18 protein-coding genes are annotated in these 18129 nt (G+C 39.5%); 15 read left to right on the forward strand and 3 right to left on the reverse strand.

What is annotated here, in order from left to right; translation table 11 throughout:
• Window positions 1-66: 66 nt before the first annotated feature.
• Together PT278_RS04585 and PT278_RS04590 are read right to left on the reverse strand one after the other, a co-directional pair.
• Entirely contained in the window at window positions 67-651 is a 585-nt protein-coding gene (locus tag PT278_RS04585; protein ID WP_277130608.1) for a DJ-1 family glyoxalase III, read from the reverse strand.
• Between the two features lie 36 nt (window positions 652-687).
• On the reverse strand, window positions 688-1347 hold the full coding sequence (locus tag PT278_RS04590; protein ID WP_277130609.1) for an HAD hydrolase-like protein: 660 nt from the start codon (window positions 1345-1347) through the stop codon (window positions 688-690).
• 72 nt (window positions 1348-1419) lie between these two features.
• Here PT278_RS04590 and PT278_RS04595 point away from each other — a divergent pair, with 72 nt between their 5' ends.
• From PT278_RS04595 to PT278_RS04645, 11 genes are all read left to right on the forward strand, one after another.
• A complete protein-coding gene (locus tag PT278_RS04595; protein WP_277130610.1) occupies window positions 1420-2181 on the forward strand; it encodes a sulfite exporter TauE/SafE family protein in 762 nt (253 codons plus the stop codon).
• 35 nt (window positions 2182-2216) lie between these two features.
• Complete coding sequence (locus PT278_RS04600) at window positions 2217-2897, forward strand: histidine phosphatase family protein (RefSeq protein WP_277130611.1); 681 nt, start codon at window positions 2217-2219, stop codon at window positions 2895-2897.
• 59 nt (window positions 2898-2956) lie between these two features.
• Entirely contained in the window at window positions 2957-3847 is an 891-nt protein-coding gene (locus PT278_RS04605; protein ID WP_277130612.1) for a cation diffusion facilitator family transporter, read from the forward strand.
• Window positions 3848-3858: 11 nt separating this feature from the next.
• Window positions 3859-4035, forward strand: a complete 177-nt coding sequence (locus PT278_RS04610; RefSeq protein ID WP_277130613.1) for a hypothetical protein — start codon at window positions 3859-3861, stop codon at window positions 4033-4035.
• Window position 4036: 1 nt separating this feature from the next.
• Window positions 4037-4711, forward strand: coding sequence for a 2,3-diphosphoglycerate-dependent phosphoglycerate mutase (locus PT278_RS04615; protein ID WP_277130614.1), 675 nt, complete (start codon window positions 4037-4039; stop codon window positions 4709-4711).
• Window positions 4712-4816: 105 nt separating this feature from the next.
• Window positions 4817-5752, forward strand: a complete 936-nt coding sequence (locus PT278_RS04620; protein WP_277130615.1) for an AAA family ATPase — start codon at window positions 4817-4819, stop codon at window positions 5750-5752.
• A 139-nt stretch (window positions 5753-5891) separates the two neighbouring features.
• Window positions 5892-6722, forward strand: coding sequence for a DUF4097 family beta strand repeat-containing protein (locus tag PT278_RS04625; protein WP_277130616.1), 831 nt, complete (start codon window positions 5892-5894; stop codon window positions 6720-6722).
• A gap of 118 nt (window positions 6723-6840) precedes the next feature.
• On the forward strand, window positions 6841-8007 hold the full coding sequence (locus tag PT278_RS04630) for a galactokinase (protein ID WP_277130617.1): 1167 nt from the start codon (window positions 6841-6843) through the stop codon (window positions 8005-8007).
• Between the two features lie 17 nt (window positions 8008-8024).
• A complete protein-coding gene (galT, locus tag PT278_RS04635) occupies window positions 8025-9500 on the forward strand; it encodes a UDP-glucose--hexose-1-phosphate uridylyltransferase (protein ID WP_277130618.1) in 1476 nt (491 codons plus the stop codon).
• Window positions 9501-9666: 166 nt separating this feature from the next.
• On the forward strand, window positions 9667-11232 hold the full coding sequence (locus PT278_RS04640) for an ABC transporter ATP-binding protein (RefSeq protein ID WP_277130619.1): 1566 nt from the start codon (window positions 9667-9669) through the stop codon (window positions 11230-11232).
• A 20-nt stretch (window positions 11233-11252) separates the two neighbouring features.
• Complete coding sequence (locus PT278_RS04645; RefSeq protein ID WP_277130620.1) at window positions 11253-11873, forward strand: Type 1 glutamine amidotransferase-like domain-containing protein; 621 nt, start codon at window positions 11253-11255, stop codon at window positions 11871-11873.
• A 43-nt stretch (window positions 11874-11916) separates the two neighbouring features.
• Here the strand turns inward: PT278_RS04645 and pepC are convergent, their stop codons facing one another.
• A complete protein-coding gene (gene pepC, locus PT278_RS04650; RefSeq protein WP_277130621.1) occupies window positions 11917-13263 on the reverse strand; it encodes an aminopeptidase C in 1347 nt (448 codons plus the stop codon).
• Window positions 13264-13487: 224 nt separating this feature from the next.
• Here pepC and PT278_RS04655 point away from each other — a divergent pair, with 224 nt between their 5' ends.
• From PT278_RS04655 to PT278_RS04670, 4 genes are all read left to right on the forward strand, one after another.
• Window positions 13488-14369 carry a LysR family transcriptional regulator gene (locus tag PT278_RS04655; RefSeq protein WP_277130622.1) on the forward strand — a complete coding sequence of 294 codons (882 nt, stop codon included), beginning with the start codon at window positions 13488-13490 and terminating at the stop codon, window positions 14367-14369.
• Window positions 14370-14448: 79 nt separating this feature from the next.
• Complete coding sequence (locus tag PT278_RS04660; protein ID WP_277130623.1) at window positions 14449-15924, forward strand: FAD-binding protein; 1476 nt, start codon at window positions 14449-14451, stop codon at window positions 15922-15924.
• Between the two features lie 12 nt (window positions 15925-15936).
• Entirely contained in the window at window positions 15937-16671 is a 735-nt protein-coding gene (locus PT278_RS04665) for an SDR family NAD(P)-dependent oxidoreductase (RefSeq protein WP_277130624.1), read from the forward strand.
• Between the two features lie 10 nt (window positions 16672-16681).
• A complete protein-coding gene (locus PT278_RS04670; RefSeq protein WP_277130625.1) occupies window positions 16682-18127 on the forward strand; it encodes an FAD-binding protein in 1446 nt (481 codons plus the stop codon).
• Window positions 18128-18129 lie beyond the last annotated feature (2 nt).

An 18129-nucleotide genomic window follows, 5' to 3' on the forward strand; every position in this document is an offset into this window, starting at 1 on the left:
CTAATTAGATTGGCGTTAACTTAGACAATAAAAGCCACTACTGATTAGTAGCGGCTTTTATATTGTTTATAAACTGTCTTGAATGTTACTGCCGAGATACTCGTAAAGCATCCCTTGCTTTAAATCTGTGGTATCAATTCCCAGTGCCTCTGCAATCGCATAGGCAAAAGCCCAAGCCGTTGCTGGTCCGCGACTGGTGATAACTTTATGATCCGAATCAGTTACCGTAATCTTTTCTTTAAAGTTACCGCTTGGTGCATCATGCTTTGTTTGTGTATCAAACCCGGGATAACAGGTGTAATCGACATCATCTAAAACGCCATAGCGTGCCAAGGCAATCGGTGCTGCGCACATGGCCGCATCCCACTGCTGATTTTGATGGCGCTGCACCATTAACGAATGAAGCAGTTCATTATCCCGCAAATTTTCGGCACCAGTTTTACCGCCGGGAAAGGCTACTAGGTCATAATCTAGTAAGCTGTCGTCAACAATTTTATCACAAGTTAACTTAATGTGATGATCGCCGATGACATCTTTACTAGTTAAGCCCACCATATCGGCTTGCACACCTAAACGACGCAGAACATCGATGACGCTCAAGCCTTCAACTTCTTCGCAACCATCAGCGAAGATTACCGCAACTTTAGTCATATTTTATACCTCGCAATCTGTTACTCTTATTATAAACTAGCTGAGTTCAAGGTAAAATAATAAATCACTTAACTTGTTGAGGTGCAGTGTGGGATGAGGTGTAATCGGAATTTTGCTCTTTTTCGGTGCCAGCCACAATGATTGCAGGTTGGCATTTACAGCGCCTTGGATTTCTTCAGTCAGATTGGTACCAATTACAAGACTAGTGGCCGGATTGAAATTGTTATGCTCTTGAAAAATTGGCACAAATACGTTTTTATTGGGCAATTTGGCAGTTAAATTTTCTGGGAAGTAGACAGCTGAGAAGTAATTTAGCAGTTCACTTTCTGCAAGCCGCGGTTCTAATATCTTTCGCGGTTCTTTTGCCAGCATCACTAAATTAACTTTAGCTGCCGCTTCATCTAAAAAGGGAATAGCATCCTGCGTTAATTGATGTTGTCCAGCCATCTTTTGTTCAAAAATCTGTTGTGCTGCTTGTAAGTTGTCACTAAAGAAAGTTTGGTTAAGCAGCTGCAGCCGTTCATCTTGGCTCAGGAATTTTACTTGTTCCTGCAAACTAGTATATTTAATACGCTCGGCTGGGCCAAAGTCGCGTCTAAGCTCACTTAAAGTCTGCCTCAGAGCGTTTCTTTCGGCTGCTTTTTGATTTAATAGACTACCTTCTGGAATAATTATCAATGTTTCAAACTTTGTCACTGTTAGTTTACCTTCTTTATTTGTGTTCTACTTGCATTATAATAGATATTATTGCCAAAAAGGAGTTAAATTATGCCGTCAATTTTTACATTAATCTTTCTTTTGTTGGGCGGAATTGCAGGAGGACTATTATCGTCAGTAGCATCAATGGCATCACTGGCGTCTTATCCGGTTTTATTGGCTGTTGGTATTCCACCTGTTTATGCTAATGTCACTAACGATGCCGCCTTGATTTGGACGAGTGTTGGTTCAACCATTTCATCAACTAAAGAGCTCAAGGGGCACTGGAAGCAGGTTGGCTTTTATGGCTTCTTCACCGTTATTGGGTCGCTTGCAGGCTGCTTTTTATTATTATCATTCCCATCAAGTGTCTTTGAAAAGCTGGTGCCGTTCTTCATTGCGGGGTCGGGAATTATGGTATTGGCCTCCGGTAAGCATCATAATTTAGAACCACATAAAAGACCACTTTGGCAGGAAATTTTCTATATTGCGGCATTACTCGTGATGGGTGTTTATACTGGTTACTTTGGCGCTGCGGGTGGTGTTATCGTGCTAGTGTTGCTAACCTATATCACTGATGAAAAGTTTATTGTCGTTAACGCCATCAAAAATATTATTTGCGGTCTGGCAAATTTAGTGGCACTAATCGTATTTATCTTTACTTCACACATTTATTGGCAGCAAGCAATTCCGCTTGCCGTTGGCATGTTTATTGGTGGCTATTTAGGGATGGGAATTTTACGAAAAGTTCCAGCAAAAGTTATTCGCTTATTCATTGCGGCCCTAGCCTTTATTCAGGCGGCATATTTCTTTTATAAAGCATATATGTTATAGTTTAATACAAATCTATTATGAAAGGAGAATGCAAATTGACTACAGAAGTTTATTTGGTACGTCACGGTGAAACAATGTTTAACCAGCTTGACAAGGTGCAGGGCTGGTGTGATTCTCCCTTGACGGTTAAGGGAATTAATGATTTAAAGCGGACGGCACATGCTTTAAGTCAAGTTCATTTTGACAATATGTATTCTTCCGATTTGAAGCGGGCAATTGACACGGTGCACTTAATGAAGGAAGCCAATCAAGTGTCAGAAATTGGTAAAATCAAAAAGCTGCCCGAATTTCGTGAAGTCTTTTTTGGGTCGTTTGAAGGCGATGATGTTCATAATACTTGGAAACAAGTAGCTCTAGCTGCTGGCATTGGCCCCGAGGATGACGTTAGTAAAATTATCAATCAAGTGGGGATTTATGAATTTCGTGAGGCAACTAAAAAGGCTGATCCGCGACATTTAGCTGAAAATAAGGAAGAACTTGACGCCCGAATGGTGCGGGCAGTTAACGTGCTAAACGATTTAACCAAAAATGAGAAGCGTGTTTTACTGGTATCACACGGTGATTTTATTAAAACCTTGGGAATCAAGTATTGGAATCAAAGTGATGGCTTACATGATATTACTTTTCCCGATAACGGCAGTGTCAGTCGTGGCGTTCTCCATGATAACGGTAAATTTGAAATTATTGATTATAATATTAATGCAGAAAATATTTAGTCTTACTGGGAGCAGTAAGACTTTTTTGTTACACTAAATGCAAGGAAAGGAATGCAAAAATGAAAGATCACACAACTAAGCGTTATGCTTATGTAACGCTGCTGAATATTGTCATTACGATTGCAGAGTTTGTTGGCGGCTTCGCGTCTGGGTCACTAGCTTTATTATCAGATGCCGTACATAATTTAAGTGATGTTGGTGCGATTATCATTTCATTTGTTGCGCACTTAATTAGTAGTCGTAGCCGCAACCAATACAAAACATTTGGTTACGAACGTGCGGAAACGTTGGCGGCCTTTACTAACGGCATTATTTTAATTCTGATTAGCCTTGCTTTGTTTATTGAAGCAATCGAGCGTTTTTGGCAGCCCAGCAAAATTAAGGGCGGTATCATGCTGGTCGTAGCGGTAATTGGGCTAGTGGCTAACTTTATTTCTATGCTGGCGATGCATCGTGATGCTCAAGGAAATTTAAATGTGCGCTCTACTTTTGTTCATATGCTGAGTGATGCCTTGTCCAGTGTTGCGGTTGTGATTGGCGCGGTGTTCATTTACTTTTGGCAGATTACGTGGCTTGATCCCGTAATGACGCTGCTGGTATCATTGTTTGTTCTGCGTGAAGCATATCAAATTACTAAAAAGGCTGCTAATATTTTAATGGAATCTAATCCTGATATTGACCTTGAACAAATGAATAAAATTGTGTTATCTTTTCCAGAGATTAAAAATATTCATCATGTGCATTTATGGCGCTACAGTGACGATTATATTATGCTTGATGCTCACGTAAACGTGGACGCAAAATTGACTGCGGGGGAATTTGAAAAATTAACGCAGCAGCTTAGTCAAAAACTGCGGCAGTTGGGGATTAACCATATTAATTTTCAAGTGGAATGCGAACGCGGTAAAAATGATGATATGATTGTTCCAGGTCATGATTACGAGAATTAGGGGAAATAGAAATGAAAGTTAGTTTGTTTACAGCCATTATTGTGTTAATTGTTGGACTTTACGACATGGCATATGCCTATAATCGCCGCCAGCAAAATCACCAGCGGGGGACAATCGGCTTTATGATTTTAGGAATTATATTTACAATTGGCGGAATTGTGCTGTTGATTATGCATTGGGTTAAGTAAAATGGTTAAGCTAGTTTTAGTAAGACATGGTGAAAGTACAGCAAATTCGGCTAATGTCTATACCGGCTGGAATGACGTGCCCTTAACTTCCAAAGGTAGGGCACAAGCGCGATATGCTGGTGAATTAATTAGGCAAATTCCCGATTTTGCACCAACGCATATCCACACTTCAATTTTATCGCGGGCAATTGTTACTGCCGATATTGTGGCGGATGTTTGTCATTTTTTGTATTTACCAATTACTAAAACTTGGCGGCTAAATGAGCGGCATTATGGTAAGTTGCGTGGCACTAATAAGGACCTTTCCCGCCAAATTTATGGCCGACAGCAGATTTTAAAATGGCGGCGCGGGTTTTATTCCATTCCTCCTGCTGGTAAGCAAATTACGGACCGACGTTATGCTAACTGCGACTTGCAGCGGTTGCCGCTTGCTGAAAGTTTGTATCAGACGCAGCAGCGACTATTGCCATACTATTATAATGAGGTAGCAAGCAGATTACGTAAGGGTGAAGACCAATTGATTGTTGCTCATGGTTCTAGTTTGCGGGCATTAATTAAAAAAATGGAAGGGATTAACGATCAGGATATTGTCCATTTGGAAGTAGCCAATGCTGAACCAATTAGTTACACGTTAGATACTCATTTACAAATTGTCGATAAAAAAATTTTATCTTAAATTTTAAGATTGCTTTTGGTTCTGACTAAGGAATTGGGCAGATGTATGTTAAAATTTATTACGATACTATATAATTTTTTACATTCTTAGTTTGGAGTAAAAGGCATGCGTAAAATATTTTTATTACGAGGCGCACCCGGCTCCGGTAAATCTTCATTCATTGCTCGCCATCACTTACAACCATATGCGATTAGTCGCGATCAAATTAGATTATTATTGGCGAATTTGACCTATTTTTATGAAGAAGATACCGATTGCTTACATCAAGTAATTCCGCGATATGCAAATAAGCAGACAGAGCGGTTAGTTGATTACCTCGTAGAAGAAAAGATGAAGCGCGGCGAAACGGTAATTGTTGATAGTACCCATATTGTTTCTGACAGCATAGAACATTATAAGCCATGGGTTGAGCGTTACCGATATGAATTATTCGTCGTGGATTTAATGTACCACAAAAGCTTACGTAACTTGCTTAACCGCAATGAAGTACGTCGGCAGTATGATTGGGTCAGACCTGAAGTAGTTCGGGAAATGTATTTGACCTATAAAGATAATTGGCAGGTGCCAGAATGGGCGCACGTAATTAATCCTAACCAGATGGGTAAGACCTTGTCACAAAAGGAAAGCAATTTAGACCATTTTGCACACGTAATTGCAATCCCGGATAAAGTAGCGGAGGCAGATTTTCCGCACGTGCATATTTCTAATTTTTACTTTTCTTTTAATGATCGTTTTACAGAAAAGTACGGCACTTATCGCAATGTGATTACAATTGGTAAGACAAAAGATGAAGTCATTAAGAAATTTCGATTGCCGTATTTTGTGTTCAAATTTCACCACAAGCACTTTTTGATTTCAGCGTATCCAGTCAGAAATGAATTATTGGATCCAATCAAAAAAGTTAAGGGTGTCTGGACGTATTCAACAGGATTGGTTAATTTAGCTGACTTTATTCAAGAAGTCCCGCAAAGTAGGCCACAGCACGTCCACCAATTTAATTTAAATAAATTACAAGCTGATCGCTTGTTGCATATTTGGTAAAACTATTTAGACGTTACACTTAAGGTGTGACGTCTTTTTCTATGAAAAAACAACTAGCTGATTGACTAAAAAATATTAAAAATGCAATGATTATAGTGTATTATAATACTAGTAGTCTATTAGAAAGGGAAAGTTGAAAATGAAGAAAAATAAAAAAGTGATAATTACGTTAGTAGTCTGCTTAATTGTGGTCTTGCTAGGTGCCGGTATTTATGTTGGTCACCAAGCAAGTACTTCAAGTGCCGCAAATAATCAGCCGACAAAAGCCAGAATAATTTATCCCCAGAAATTTACTAAAATTAAAGTGGATGTTGATCTAGCTGATGTTAATGTTCATCAAGGTGCTAGATATCAAGTGAAGATTATTGATAATCAGAAAAACCGGATTAATGCGAAGGTAAAGAATGATGAATTATTGGTTAGCCAGCGTGAAGGCTCGCACAACCATTTCTTTGGCATTAGTAATATTTCAATTAATGGTAAACATCTAACCGCTAAATGTCAGGTAGAAATTACGGTTCCGCACAAGAATTCATTAACTAAGATTAATGCCGAGACAGAAACAAGTGATTTTAAGTTAGACAATTTACAATTGCACAAGTTGGCGATTGATTCTGATACCGGCGATATTGACCTTAAAAATGTCAAGTCAGTAAATAATGACTTGTCGACTGATACTGGCGATATTGAGATTACTGCTAGTCAGATTGTCAATGTTACTAGCGATGTCGATACTGGCGACGTGCATATTTCTAGCTCGCAGTTATCAGGGAATAATTCATTTTCATTAGATACAGGTGATTTTACTTTAGACGATGCTAGTAAAAAGATGACGTATCATCTGTCAGTTGATACTGGTGATATTGACTACTTTGGCGATGATGTAGACGACCACCTTAATAAGAGAGCCACTCACAGCAAGGCAATACTCAAAGTTGATTCCTCAACTGGTGATATCACGATTGAATAAAGGCTAGTTAGCTGCTGTTAAATTTTGTTAATTTGAATTTGCCGGAATCATAAAAAATAGTACAATTAGATAGAAATATTTTTGATAGCGCTTTTTTATGAAGGTGGATAGAAACAAAATGGACAAAGAAGAATTAAAAGCGAAGTTTACTGAAATATATCATGAAGACCCTAGCGGCTATTATTTTTCGCCGGGGAGAATTAATTTAATTGGCGAGCACACCGACTATAATGGCGGCCACGTGTTTCCCTGTGCAATTACTTTGGGAATTTATGGTGCTGTCAGTAGCCGTAATGACCAAAAGTTCCGTTTTTACTCCAGTAGTTTTGGGGAATTAGGGATAATTGAAGTTGGACTTGCTGACTTACACTTTGTTAAATCAGATTCATGGACTAATTATGCTAAAGGGATGCTGCACTTTTTACTCTCTAAAGGTGCCCAAATTTCGCATGGCTTAAATATTTATGTTGATGGCAATATTCCTGATGGTGCGGGACTATCTTCATCAGCTGCTCTGGAAATGTTAATTGGTGTGATACTGAACGATCAGTTTAACCTTAATGTTAGTGTGCTTGATCTTGTTAAGATGGGGGTAGCCACTGAAAATGACTTTATTGGTGTAAATTCCGGAATTATGGACCAATTTGCAGTTGCAATGAGTAAGAAAGATCAGGCAATTTTGCTTGATACTAATACTCTGGCATACAAGATGGTGCCACTTAATCTGCAAGATAATGTAATTGTCATTATGAATACTAATAAGCGTCGTGAACTAGCCGATTCCAAATATAATGAGCGCAGAAGTGAATGCGAGCAGGCACTAGGCGATTTACAAAAAGAATTGCAGATTAACTCTTTGGGTGAATTAGATAGTGAAACTTTGGACCAGTATAGTTCACTCTTATCTTCAGAAACCCTTCTTAAGAGAGCGCGTCACGCTGTCTGGGAAAATGAGCGGACATTGCGTGCCGAACAGGTCTTGCAAAAAGGTGATCTGGCACAGTTTGGCCGGTTAATTAATGCTTCACATGTGTCTTTGCAGGATGATTATGAAGTTACGGGCAAGGAACTAGATACCCTAGTTCACGCCGCGTGGCAACAGCCAGGGGTATTAGGTGCAAGAATGACGGGAGCCGGTTTTGGCGGCTGTGCAATCGCGCTTGTTAACAAGAAAGATGTACCAGCTTTTGAGCAAAATGTTGGTACGGTGTATGAGCGAGTAGTCGGTTATGAGCCATCATTTTATCTTGCGGAAACATCCGATGGCGCTAAGGTTTTGGAATAATTTAGTGGGATGTAAAAATGACACAAACAAATTTGGTTGAGCAATTTGTTACGCAAGTAATTGCTGCAAGTGATAATGCAGAACTGGATCGGATCTATTTAACTAATCAAGTATTGGCACTAGTGGGAGACGAGGCACGTTCTGTAGTTACAACAAGCACAGTTTTAATTGATTTAAAAGATGAATTGGTTGCAGCTGCTGTTAAAAATGGTCATTGTGGTTCTACTTTCAATGAACAAGATATTTTAGGTGCGCAATTGATGAATTTATTAGTGCCGCGTCCTAGTATTGTTAATCGGCAGTTTTGGCAGACATATCAAGAAAAGCCAGAACAGGCGATTGCTGATTTTTATCAGTTAAGTAAGACTAGTGACTATATTAAAACGCGGGCAATTGCCAAGAATATTTATTTTGTTACGCCTAGTGACTATGGTGATTTAGAAATTACGATTAATTTGTCTAAACCGGAAAAAGATCCGCGGGCAATTGCGGCGGCGAAGAAGGTGAAAGCAACGGGTTATCCTTTGTGCCAATTGTGTATGGAGAATGAGGGCTATCTAGGGCGTGATAATTATCCAGCCCGCAGCAACCACCGAATTATCCGCTTTAAGATCGATGATGAGGAGTGGGGCTTTCAGTATTCACCCTATGCGTATTTTAATGAGCATTGCATTTTTCTTTCTTCTAAGCACGAGGGAATGAAAATTTCGGAAAAAACATTTACTCGGCTGCTGAATATTATTGAACAATTTCCGGGATATTTTGCTGGTAGTAATGCTGATCTGCCAATTGTTGGTGGGTCGATACTTACACATGAGCATTACCAAGGCGGGCGTCATAATTTTGCGATGATGAAGGCAAAAATAACAACTAAGCTTAACTTTAAGGGTTTTGCTGATGTAGAAGCTGGGATTGTAAAGTGGCCAATGTCTGTGATTCGCTTACGCAGCCAAAACAAAAAGCAACTAGTTGCCTTAGCAAATAAAATTTTGCAGGCATGGCGACAGTATAGTGATGAGCAGGTTGGCGTGCGGGCCTTTACAGGAGAAACACCACATCATACAATTACGCCAATTGCCTGCACGCATGGTGACCAGTTGGAGCTCAACTTAGTATTACGTGATAACCAAACCTCAAGTAAATATCCTGACGGTGTTTTTCACCCTCATCAAGATGTCCAGCACATTAAGAAGGAAAATATTGGTCTTATTGAAGTGATGGGGTTAGCGATTTTGCCGCCGCGGCTTAAGTCAGAGATGCAAGAGGTGCGCAAATTTTTGCTAGGTGATAAGAATAAAATTGCGGCAATGCATTTGCCGTGGGCTGAGCAGATTGCGGCCCAAAATAAGATTACAGCAGCTAATGTTGATGCCGTTTTACAGTCAGAGCTGGGTAAAGTCTTTGCCAAGGTGCTTGCTGATGCTGGTGTCTTTAAGCAAACTCAAGTTGGGCAAGCAGCCTTTATGCGCTTTATTAAAAGTGTCCTAAACTAAAGATTAATAGGTAAACGTTGAATAAGTTCAACGTTTTTTAATGCATAAAAATGACCACTTAGTCATCATGAGCGACCACTTGGGCAGTAGCTATTGCTTTAACTGGGTAAAAGACTTTAATTAACTTAAAGAATATATTGAAATTAATTATTTGAAGGAGAAACTCATGATTGCAAAATACTATTCAAAACCTAAGCTAATCTTAATGTGCCTTTTGGGACTTGTTGCCAGCGCAGAAAATATCGTGATGGCGTATATGACAGGAACCTTGGTTAATATTGGTACAAAGGGTGAGCCGCAAAAGCTGCCGCATTTTTTGGTAACGATTATTATTCTGTTTGTAATCGTCTTTCTGGCGAAGCTGGGATATAACTATTTGAAAAATGATGCAATTAGACAAACAAACAGTACATTGAGAACTAAGGTTTTTAATGGGATGCTGCATGAAGAACGAGCAGAAAATTCGGCAGGACTTGGCTTTTTAACAAGTGACTTCAAGTTGCTTGAGACCAACCGCTTTGGCGCTGAAATTAATATCGCAATGAGTGCCTGCATGTTGATACTGTCGTTGAGTTACGCCTTTTATATTAATTGGTTGTTGACCATTTTATTTTTTATTGGTTCGGTTATTCCGATGGTTGTAGTTAGTTTCTTCCAAAAGCCGCTGCAAAAGGCGTCGGACCACTGGACAAGTGCTAATGAAGAATATGTTAATCAAACCAAGAACTTTTTAGCTGGTGCTGATTCTTTGCGCTTGTACCGGCAGCAACAAAATGGTGTAGCTAAAAATAAGCAGGTGGTTAATAAACTGGAAAAATCACTGGCCCAGATGAACTTGTTAAATGATAATTCACAGGCATTAGTTAATTTCGTTGCTGAAATTGGGACATTCTTACTACCGATTTTGGTGGGAATTTATTTAATAATTAAGGGTCAGACGACTTTGGGAGCATTATTTGCCGTTGTCCAACTGTCAAACTCATTTGTGAATCCGATTCTGACGATTATGCAAGAACGCAATCACTTTTCAACGACGAAGAATATTGTAGCTAAGATTAAACAATATTTAGCTCTTAGTGAAGAGCATGAGCCTGAAGTCACTGATTTTAATCAAGAAGTTGCTTTTTCGAAAATCAATTTGGTCAGAGAGCAAAAATTGGCTCAAGGAATTAATTTGGCAATTAAAAAGGGACAAAAGATAGCAGTTATTGGGCCATCCGGCAGCGGCAAGTCAACCCTGTTTCAATTTATGTTGACTGGCAAGTTCGGTCAGGCTGACAAGATTACGGTTGATGGCCATGAATATCAAGTTGCACAGCTGACAGATTTGTTTGCCTATGCCAGCCAAGCTCCAGTGATTTTTGCAGACAATTTATGGTTTAACCTGACTTTGGGCGCCAAGATTCCTTTAGAAAAAGTAACTGCAGTTTGTTCAATGCTAGAATTAGGCGAAATTGTTCAAGAAAAAGGTTTTGACTATCAATTAGGTGACAATGCCGACCAATTGTCGGGTGGGCAGCTCGCAAGAATTGAATTAGCGCGGGCGATATTAGCTGAGCGGCCGATTTTATTGTTAGATGAAATTAACGCTTCACTTGATCGGGCAACTTCCAATAAAATCCACCAGTATTTACTTGATTCGGACTTGACTTTTGTTGAGGTTATCCATCATTATGAAAAAGACGAATTAAAACAATATGACCAGGTAATCGATTTTAGTGATTATCAATAAACTTGTGGGGGCACTTAATCATGGCGCAACTCTTCTTAGCATCAATGTTAAACAATGTCTGTGACTTATTACCTAAATTTGCTGGCGATCTACACGGTAAGAGAGTCGCATATATTCCAACAGCCAGTAATGTTGAAAGAGGGCATCAGACAATGATGCGTTCCGAAACCAAATTATTAGCAGAACTTTTAGGGATGCAGGTTAATGTTTTAGATGTGGCAGTTGCTTCTACTAGGGTTATTAAAACGGGCTTGCAGGCTGCAGATGTGATATATCTTTCTGGTGGGAATACTTTTTACTTGCTGCAAGAATTAAGAAGAACAGGTGCAGATCAGCTGCTGATTAGTGAAGTTAACGCGGGCAAATTATATATTGGTGAATCAGCTGGCGCAGCCATTACAGCCTCTGATATCGGCTATCTTAGTTTAATGGACAGTACCAAAAAGGCACCAGATCTATCAAATTATCAGGCACTAAAGTTAGTTGACTTCTATGTTTTGCCGCATTATCTAAGTTTCCCGTTTAAGCGCAAGTCGCAACAAATTTTTGCCGAGTATTCTACCAAGCTGCCGTTGAAGACAATTAGTAATCATGGGGTAGTGATGGTTAATAACGGTGTAGTTTCAATTACTGAAAAATAAAAACGCGTTACTGAGAAGTAACGCGTTTTTTGCTTACAATTATTTATTTAAATGCTAAAGCACCCATTGGGTCCCAAGGTAATAATTGGATTGGGTCCTTACTGCCTTCATCAAAGGCATTTTTAAGGTCATCAGGCAAGAACTTCTTGTTGATAACAGCTTGGTAAACAAAGGAATCAAACCATGAATCACTCATGACAAAGTAACCCTTAAAACCAGGTTTAACACCCCATGAATTTTCAATCTTCCATTTGGTTGGCTTGTCGTTTACCAGGTCAACACCAGTGATAACCATGGCGTGATCCATCATACTTTCACCAGAGTCAAGCATGTCGGCTTTGGACATCGAAAAATCAATATCAAACAATTCATCACGCTTGTAAATATTGGTGTCTAATAAGCCAAGTTGGCGGTCAGAATCCTTGCCAACATTGGAACCGAACCAGACAACTTCGCCAGCCTTTAATTGCTTGATGATTAATTCCTTCATTTCTGCAATCTTCAAGTTGAGGTGACGGACTTGGCGGCCACCGACAACATTGCCAAGATACTCAACAGAAAAGACCTTGTGATAAGGTTTATCGCTTGTTGGTGCGTTAATAGTTGAGACGTGGTCTTCAAGGTTCATGCCGACATATTTGTCAAAGAATTCCTTTGGTGTAATAGCAGCGTCGCGGTGATAATTACCATCATCATCTTTGTATTCAAAGTCGAATTTGGTAGGTGGCACGCCGAGTGAAACAGCCAAAATTCGGAAAACATCGTTTAACATTTCGTTTTTGCGTGTTTGAATTGCTTCTTCGGACTTACCTGCGTTAACCAAGTCGCGTAATTCCAATCCGTCTTTACGCAATAAGGTATTCAAGGTGTCATTTAATGCGCTTGAATTTGTCGCGTTGGCGGTTTCTGGATAAACGGTTTTAGGTACGATACCGTATTTTTGGATAAGACCACAAAGCATGTCCCATTGACCGCCGTCTTGTTGTGGGGTGGCAAATAAAAATGCTACTTTACGATCGCCAAGTGGTTGTTCAGCTGTGGCAATAACGTTCTCGAAGAACCAGTTAGACTTTTCGAACTTGTCCCAGAAATTAGTAAAGTTTTGGGATAATTCAAAGTCCTTAACTTTGTATTCCTTTTGAAGTGGGTGGCGCATGGTGTTCAAAGCTGAGAACATCCAGCAGCGACCTGATTGTTTTTGGTCAGCTGGCTTACCCGTATCGATTTCAATTGAAAAAGTTGGGTCGAGGTCAATTTTGGTTTGGGTATTTTGACTAGCCTTAAAAATTCCATTTTCTTGTGCAGCATGACTGGCAATATTGATACCAGCGTGCTTAGCAAGGTCTTGGGTATAGTTATTGATAGCATCGTTTGTGATTTCTTTTGTCATAAAATTAGCTCCTCCTTGATAATTTGTCTAACTCATATTTTAGCCTATAACAGCACTAACGTCTATTGGCTGGATGGTAATTGATATATGTGAATGCTAAAAAATTATATAGATATTCTAGTTAGTTGGGCAATATTTTTTATTAAGGACCTGTCTAGGAATAGTTGATTTATGGTATCTTATGTGAAAAGGGTAATATATTGGCTAAATAAAAGGGAAAAGCAATGAATTATAATTTGATGCCGGTTAAGTATTTTGTAGATGTTGTTCAAACACATGGTTTTATCTCTGCTGCTAAAAGAAATTATGTTTCTGAAACGGCTGTGAGTTCAGCAATTAAAAAATTAGAAAACGAACTAGGACATAAGCTGCTTAACCGAACAGCAGGGGAATTTTCCTTAACGCCAACAGGGGAACTTTTCTATGAGCGAGCTGTTGAAATTATTAATTCATATAGCGAAATTTGGCATAATCCAGATGAGCATCCTGAGAAATTATTGCGGATTCATTTTTTACAGGGACTAGAAAGTCACGCGGCGCGGCTCGCTAATTGTCTGCCTGATAAGTATGTAGTTAGTTTTGATGAGGAAGCATTTAACACCAGCATCAGCCGTCTACTTAAGAATAATTATGATATTTTAATTGGCTTTCAGCTTGAATTTGCTGGTAATAGTAAAGTGATTACTTTTCCACTAGAAACAGTTGATTTTGACTTGGTATTCAATTCTAAGAGTGTAAAAAAGTATAACCAAAACCTAAAGAATTTGGCTAAAAACTCCACTATCTATATGCAGGATTGGAAGTCGACCGGAATTTTAAATATTCAAACTGCAATGTTAGAAGCTTATGCTCAAGAAGGTTGGAGCTATAAGGAAATCGCGGCCGTCAATGATTTTTCTGCTGCGTATTTAAACGTCAATTACAGAGGTGGATTGACAATGCTGCCTAGTACTTTTCAGTCTATCAATTATTGTGAAAACATTTACAGAATATCGCCTGAATATTTGAAGAATAAATTCGAAATCGTTGTTGCAATCAGTGCCAGCAAACAAAAGGAGTTGACCCATTTAATAACTAAGGCAATAACTTTAAGTTATCAGCAGTAACTTTTATGTGTTAGCGGTTTCTTGTGATGTGATTTACAATTTAAATTGTAATAAAGGTCACAAGAAAGGTGGAATTTGAATGGAAACTATTTCTACGAAAGTAGTGGTTGTAGGTTCTGGGTCATCCGGGATTTCTGCAAGTTTTGAATTGTATCAACAAAGGGTTCCGTTTGTTCTGATCGAAAAAGGAAATAAAGTTGGCGGTGCTGGTAAGTTTGGTGCGCATGGTGTCTTTGCGATTGATTCTAGCCAGCAAAATAAGTTAGGTGTTAAGTATGATTATCGTAATGCCTTTCAAGATTTAACGGATTACAATCACTTTTTTGTTAATGGTGAACTCTTAGCTAGATTTTTGAAAGAATCTGGTAAAAATATTGACCGGTTAACCGAAATGGGCTTGCCGGTAACTGTTGAACAGAGTGAGCAAAAGGCTCACTTGAATGATCCGCTTGTTTATCATAAGTTTAATAATTTTGCGGAAAAAATTGCCAATTGGGACAAATTACCAGCAAAGTTTGAAGCTGCTGGAAATCAAGTGTTAATGGAAACTGAAGTTACTTCTCTTGATTACGATCATGGTCTAAAGGCTGTGATTGCTAAAGACAAGACTGGTAAGCAAATTCGAATTGAAGCCAGCAAAGTAATTTTTGCTGATGGTGGCTATTGCGGAAGTGATGAAATGCTGCAGGAACGTTATTCAGATACTGCTGACTTATTGAATTTAGGAGAACACAAGTCAACAGGGGTTGGAATTCGCTTATCGCAAAAACTTGGTGCTGATTTGCGCCATAGTCCAGCTTTATTTGCTCATGGCTGCGCGCCAAGTATGCAGATTAACCCAATGAAGCGTGATAGCAGCGTCGAAACTTTAACCAATTTGCCGTTATTATGGTTGGACCAAACAGCTAATCGTTTTGTTAATGAAGATGTTGTTTACGACTTTGCCATGTGGGGTAATGCTGCACACAACGTTCATGGCAAATATTATGTTGTTTTAGACCAAGCAACGCTCGATTACTTTAAGGATCATGAAGTTGAGTTAGAAGATACGTTTGAAAGACAATTCTGCGAGGTTGGTGAAGAGCCACGGACTGCGGTTGGTCCACTGCCAAATATTCAACAAGACTTTGATAATGCTATTAAAACCGGTGAGGTTGTTAAAGCAGATACACTTGAAGAATTAGCACAAAAGCTAAATGTTCCCGTTGAAGCTTTGAAGAGAAGCCTAGCTTCTTACAACCAAGCGGTTGAAGATAAACAAGATGACACTTTCTTAAAACCAGCTGATGAATTGCTGTTTGGAGTTCATGATGGTCCATTTTATGCAATTATTGAGCATTGTGCAATTCTAGGAACTTTAGACGGTGTCAATGTCAATCGTAATTGTGAGCCGGTTAGAGAAGACGGTTCACCAATTAAAGATTTATATATTGTTGGCAATAATGTTAACGGACTTTACTCAGATGGTTATCCAAGCTATGAAGGGATCGCGAACGGCTTTGCCTTTGTTTCAGGTTGGATTGCCGCTAAAGAAGCAATTAAAAGTTTAAATTAGGAGGATACAAAAATGTTAAAAGATAAAGTTGCAATGGTTACAGGTGCTGCTCAAGGAATTGGTTATGCGATTAGTGAAGAATTTGCCATTCAAGGTGCTAATGTTGTATTGACAGACTACAATCCTAGCGTTATTGATGTCGCAAAAGATTTAGACAAAAAGTATGATGGCAAGATTACCGGCTTAGTTTTGAATGTTATGAAAACCGACAGCATTGTAGATAGTTTAAATAAAATTATTGATACTTATGGCAAGTTAGACTATGCCGTTAATAATGCTGGTGGTGGTGTGCTCAAGCCATTTGCTGAATTAACTGATGATGATTTTGATAAGACTATTAACCTTGATTTGCGCGGGACATTCCTATGTATGCGTGAAGAAATCAAAGTTTTCTTGAAGCAAGGTTATGGTTCAATTGTTAACGCCGGAGCCTTAGGCAGTATTTATAATCCAGGCGGAATGGGTGCTTATAACGCAGCCAAGAACGGTATTATGGGGATGACGCAAGCAGCAGCTGTTGATTATGCTGAAAATAATATTCGTGTCAACTGTGTTGCCCCAGGTTTAACTAAGACGCCATTAAACGACGGTGGCTTCCTTGAGAAGATTTTGCCGACAGTTCCAATGAAACGCTACGAAACAGCAGCCGAAGTTGCCAAAGTTTATGTCTTTGTAGCTAGTGAGGCAACCTTTATGACTGGTCAGACCATTCTCAGTGATGGTGGTGTTTCAGTTGGTTTGAAGTAGGAGGCAGACGATGTTTCCTAAAAAAGCCCATTATGACTTAGTAATTGTCGGTGGTGGCCTATCAGGTTTAGCTGCAGCAGTAAGTGCTGGTGAACAGCACCTCGACACCTTAATAATTGAAAAAGGCCGCACGTTGGGCGGCGATGGCAATTATGTTGAAGGTGCAATGGGTGTAGATAGTTATTTGCAAAAGCAGGAGGGAATTACAATCGACCCGACTGAATTGTTGCAAGATGAATTAAATTATTCGCACTATGAAGCCAATGCCCCTCATTTAAAGAAATTTATTAACCACAGCGGTGCAATCATTGATTGGCTGCATGAATTAGGTGTCGAATTTGTTAAAGTTGGTCCACAAGGTAAGAGCTGGCCAACAATTCACACCTTTAGCGGTGGTGGCAAAGCAGCAATCGAGACTTTGCTGACCAAAGTTAATGAGTATGGCATCGAAATTGTTACCAGCATTGGTGCGCAAAAGATTTTACAACATAATGGTCACGTTTCTGGGCTAATCATTAAAAATGAAGCAACTGGTCAAATGAGAGAATTATCAGTCAATGATGTCATTCTTGCAACAGGTGGCTATATTGATAATCCAGAATTAGTTAAAAAGCGAACACCGCTTAATGACCGCTTATTATCTGTTAGTGATGGCAAGTCAACTGGTGACGGGATGCAGCTAGCCTGGCAAGCAGGTGCCGAACATTATCAAATGGGCGCGATCCAATATGGTGGCGGTGCAATTCTTGATAAAACAAGACCGCCGTTTGTCCACATGGCTTCGCAACTAGCTGCAGCAGCTACACAAGAAGCAATTTTATGGGTTAATGAGCGTGGAGATCGTTTTGTCAATGAAGATGTTAATGACAATATGTGTCACGCTGGCAGCAGTATTTTAACGCAAGTACGGACTTTTTCAATCCTCGATCATGCCGCTGTAGGCCACTTAACTAATGTTGGTTTATATAAGGAGTTAGGTAATTCACCGGTTTCACCAGAAAAATTAGCTAATTTGACTGATGAAATTACCCGTGATCTTCAAAACAATGAGAAGTACTTAACTAAGGCTGATTCGATTGCAGAACTTGCACAAAAGCTTAACTTACCTAATTTGCAGTCCACGATTGAACGCTACAACAAGGTAGTGGAACAGGGTGAGGACAGTGATTTTGGTAAAGCTGCAGCTTATTTAACGCCGCTTAAAGAAGGACCATATTATGCTGTTGAACTTGGTGTTGGCATGGCATGTGCCCTTGGCGGCATCAGGGTTGATGACCATAATGCAGTCTTAAATAGCTATGGTTACCCTCTTGACGGTCTGTATGCTGTTGGAAATGACGCTGCCGGGATGTTAGTTGGCGATACTTACGCCGTTACTTTGCCGGGAAGTACTGCAGGTTATGCCGCCTTTTCTGGTCGCAATGCTGTTTTAAGTATTTGCAAAGGGAAGTGCTAGCA

It is taken from the genome of Lactobacillus sp. ESL0703, from assembly GCF_029433435.1.
In the GTDB taxonomy this organism is placed as follows: Bacteria; Bacillota; Bacilli; order Lactobacillales; family Lactobacillaceae; genus Lactobacillus.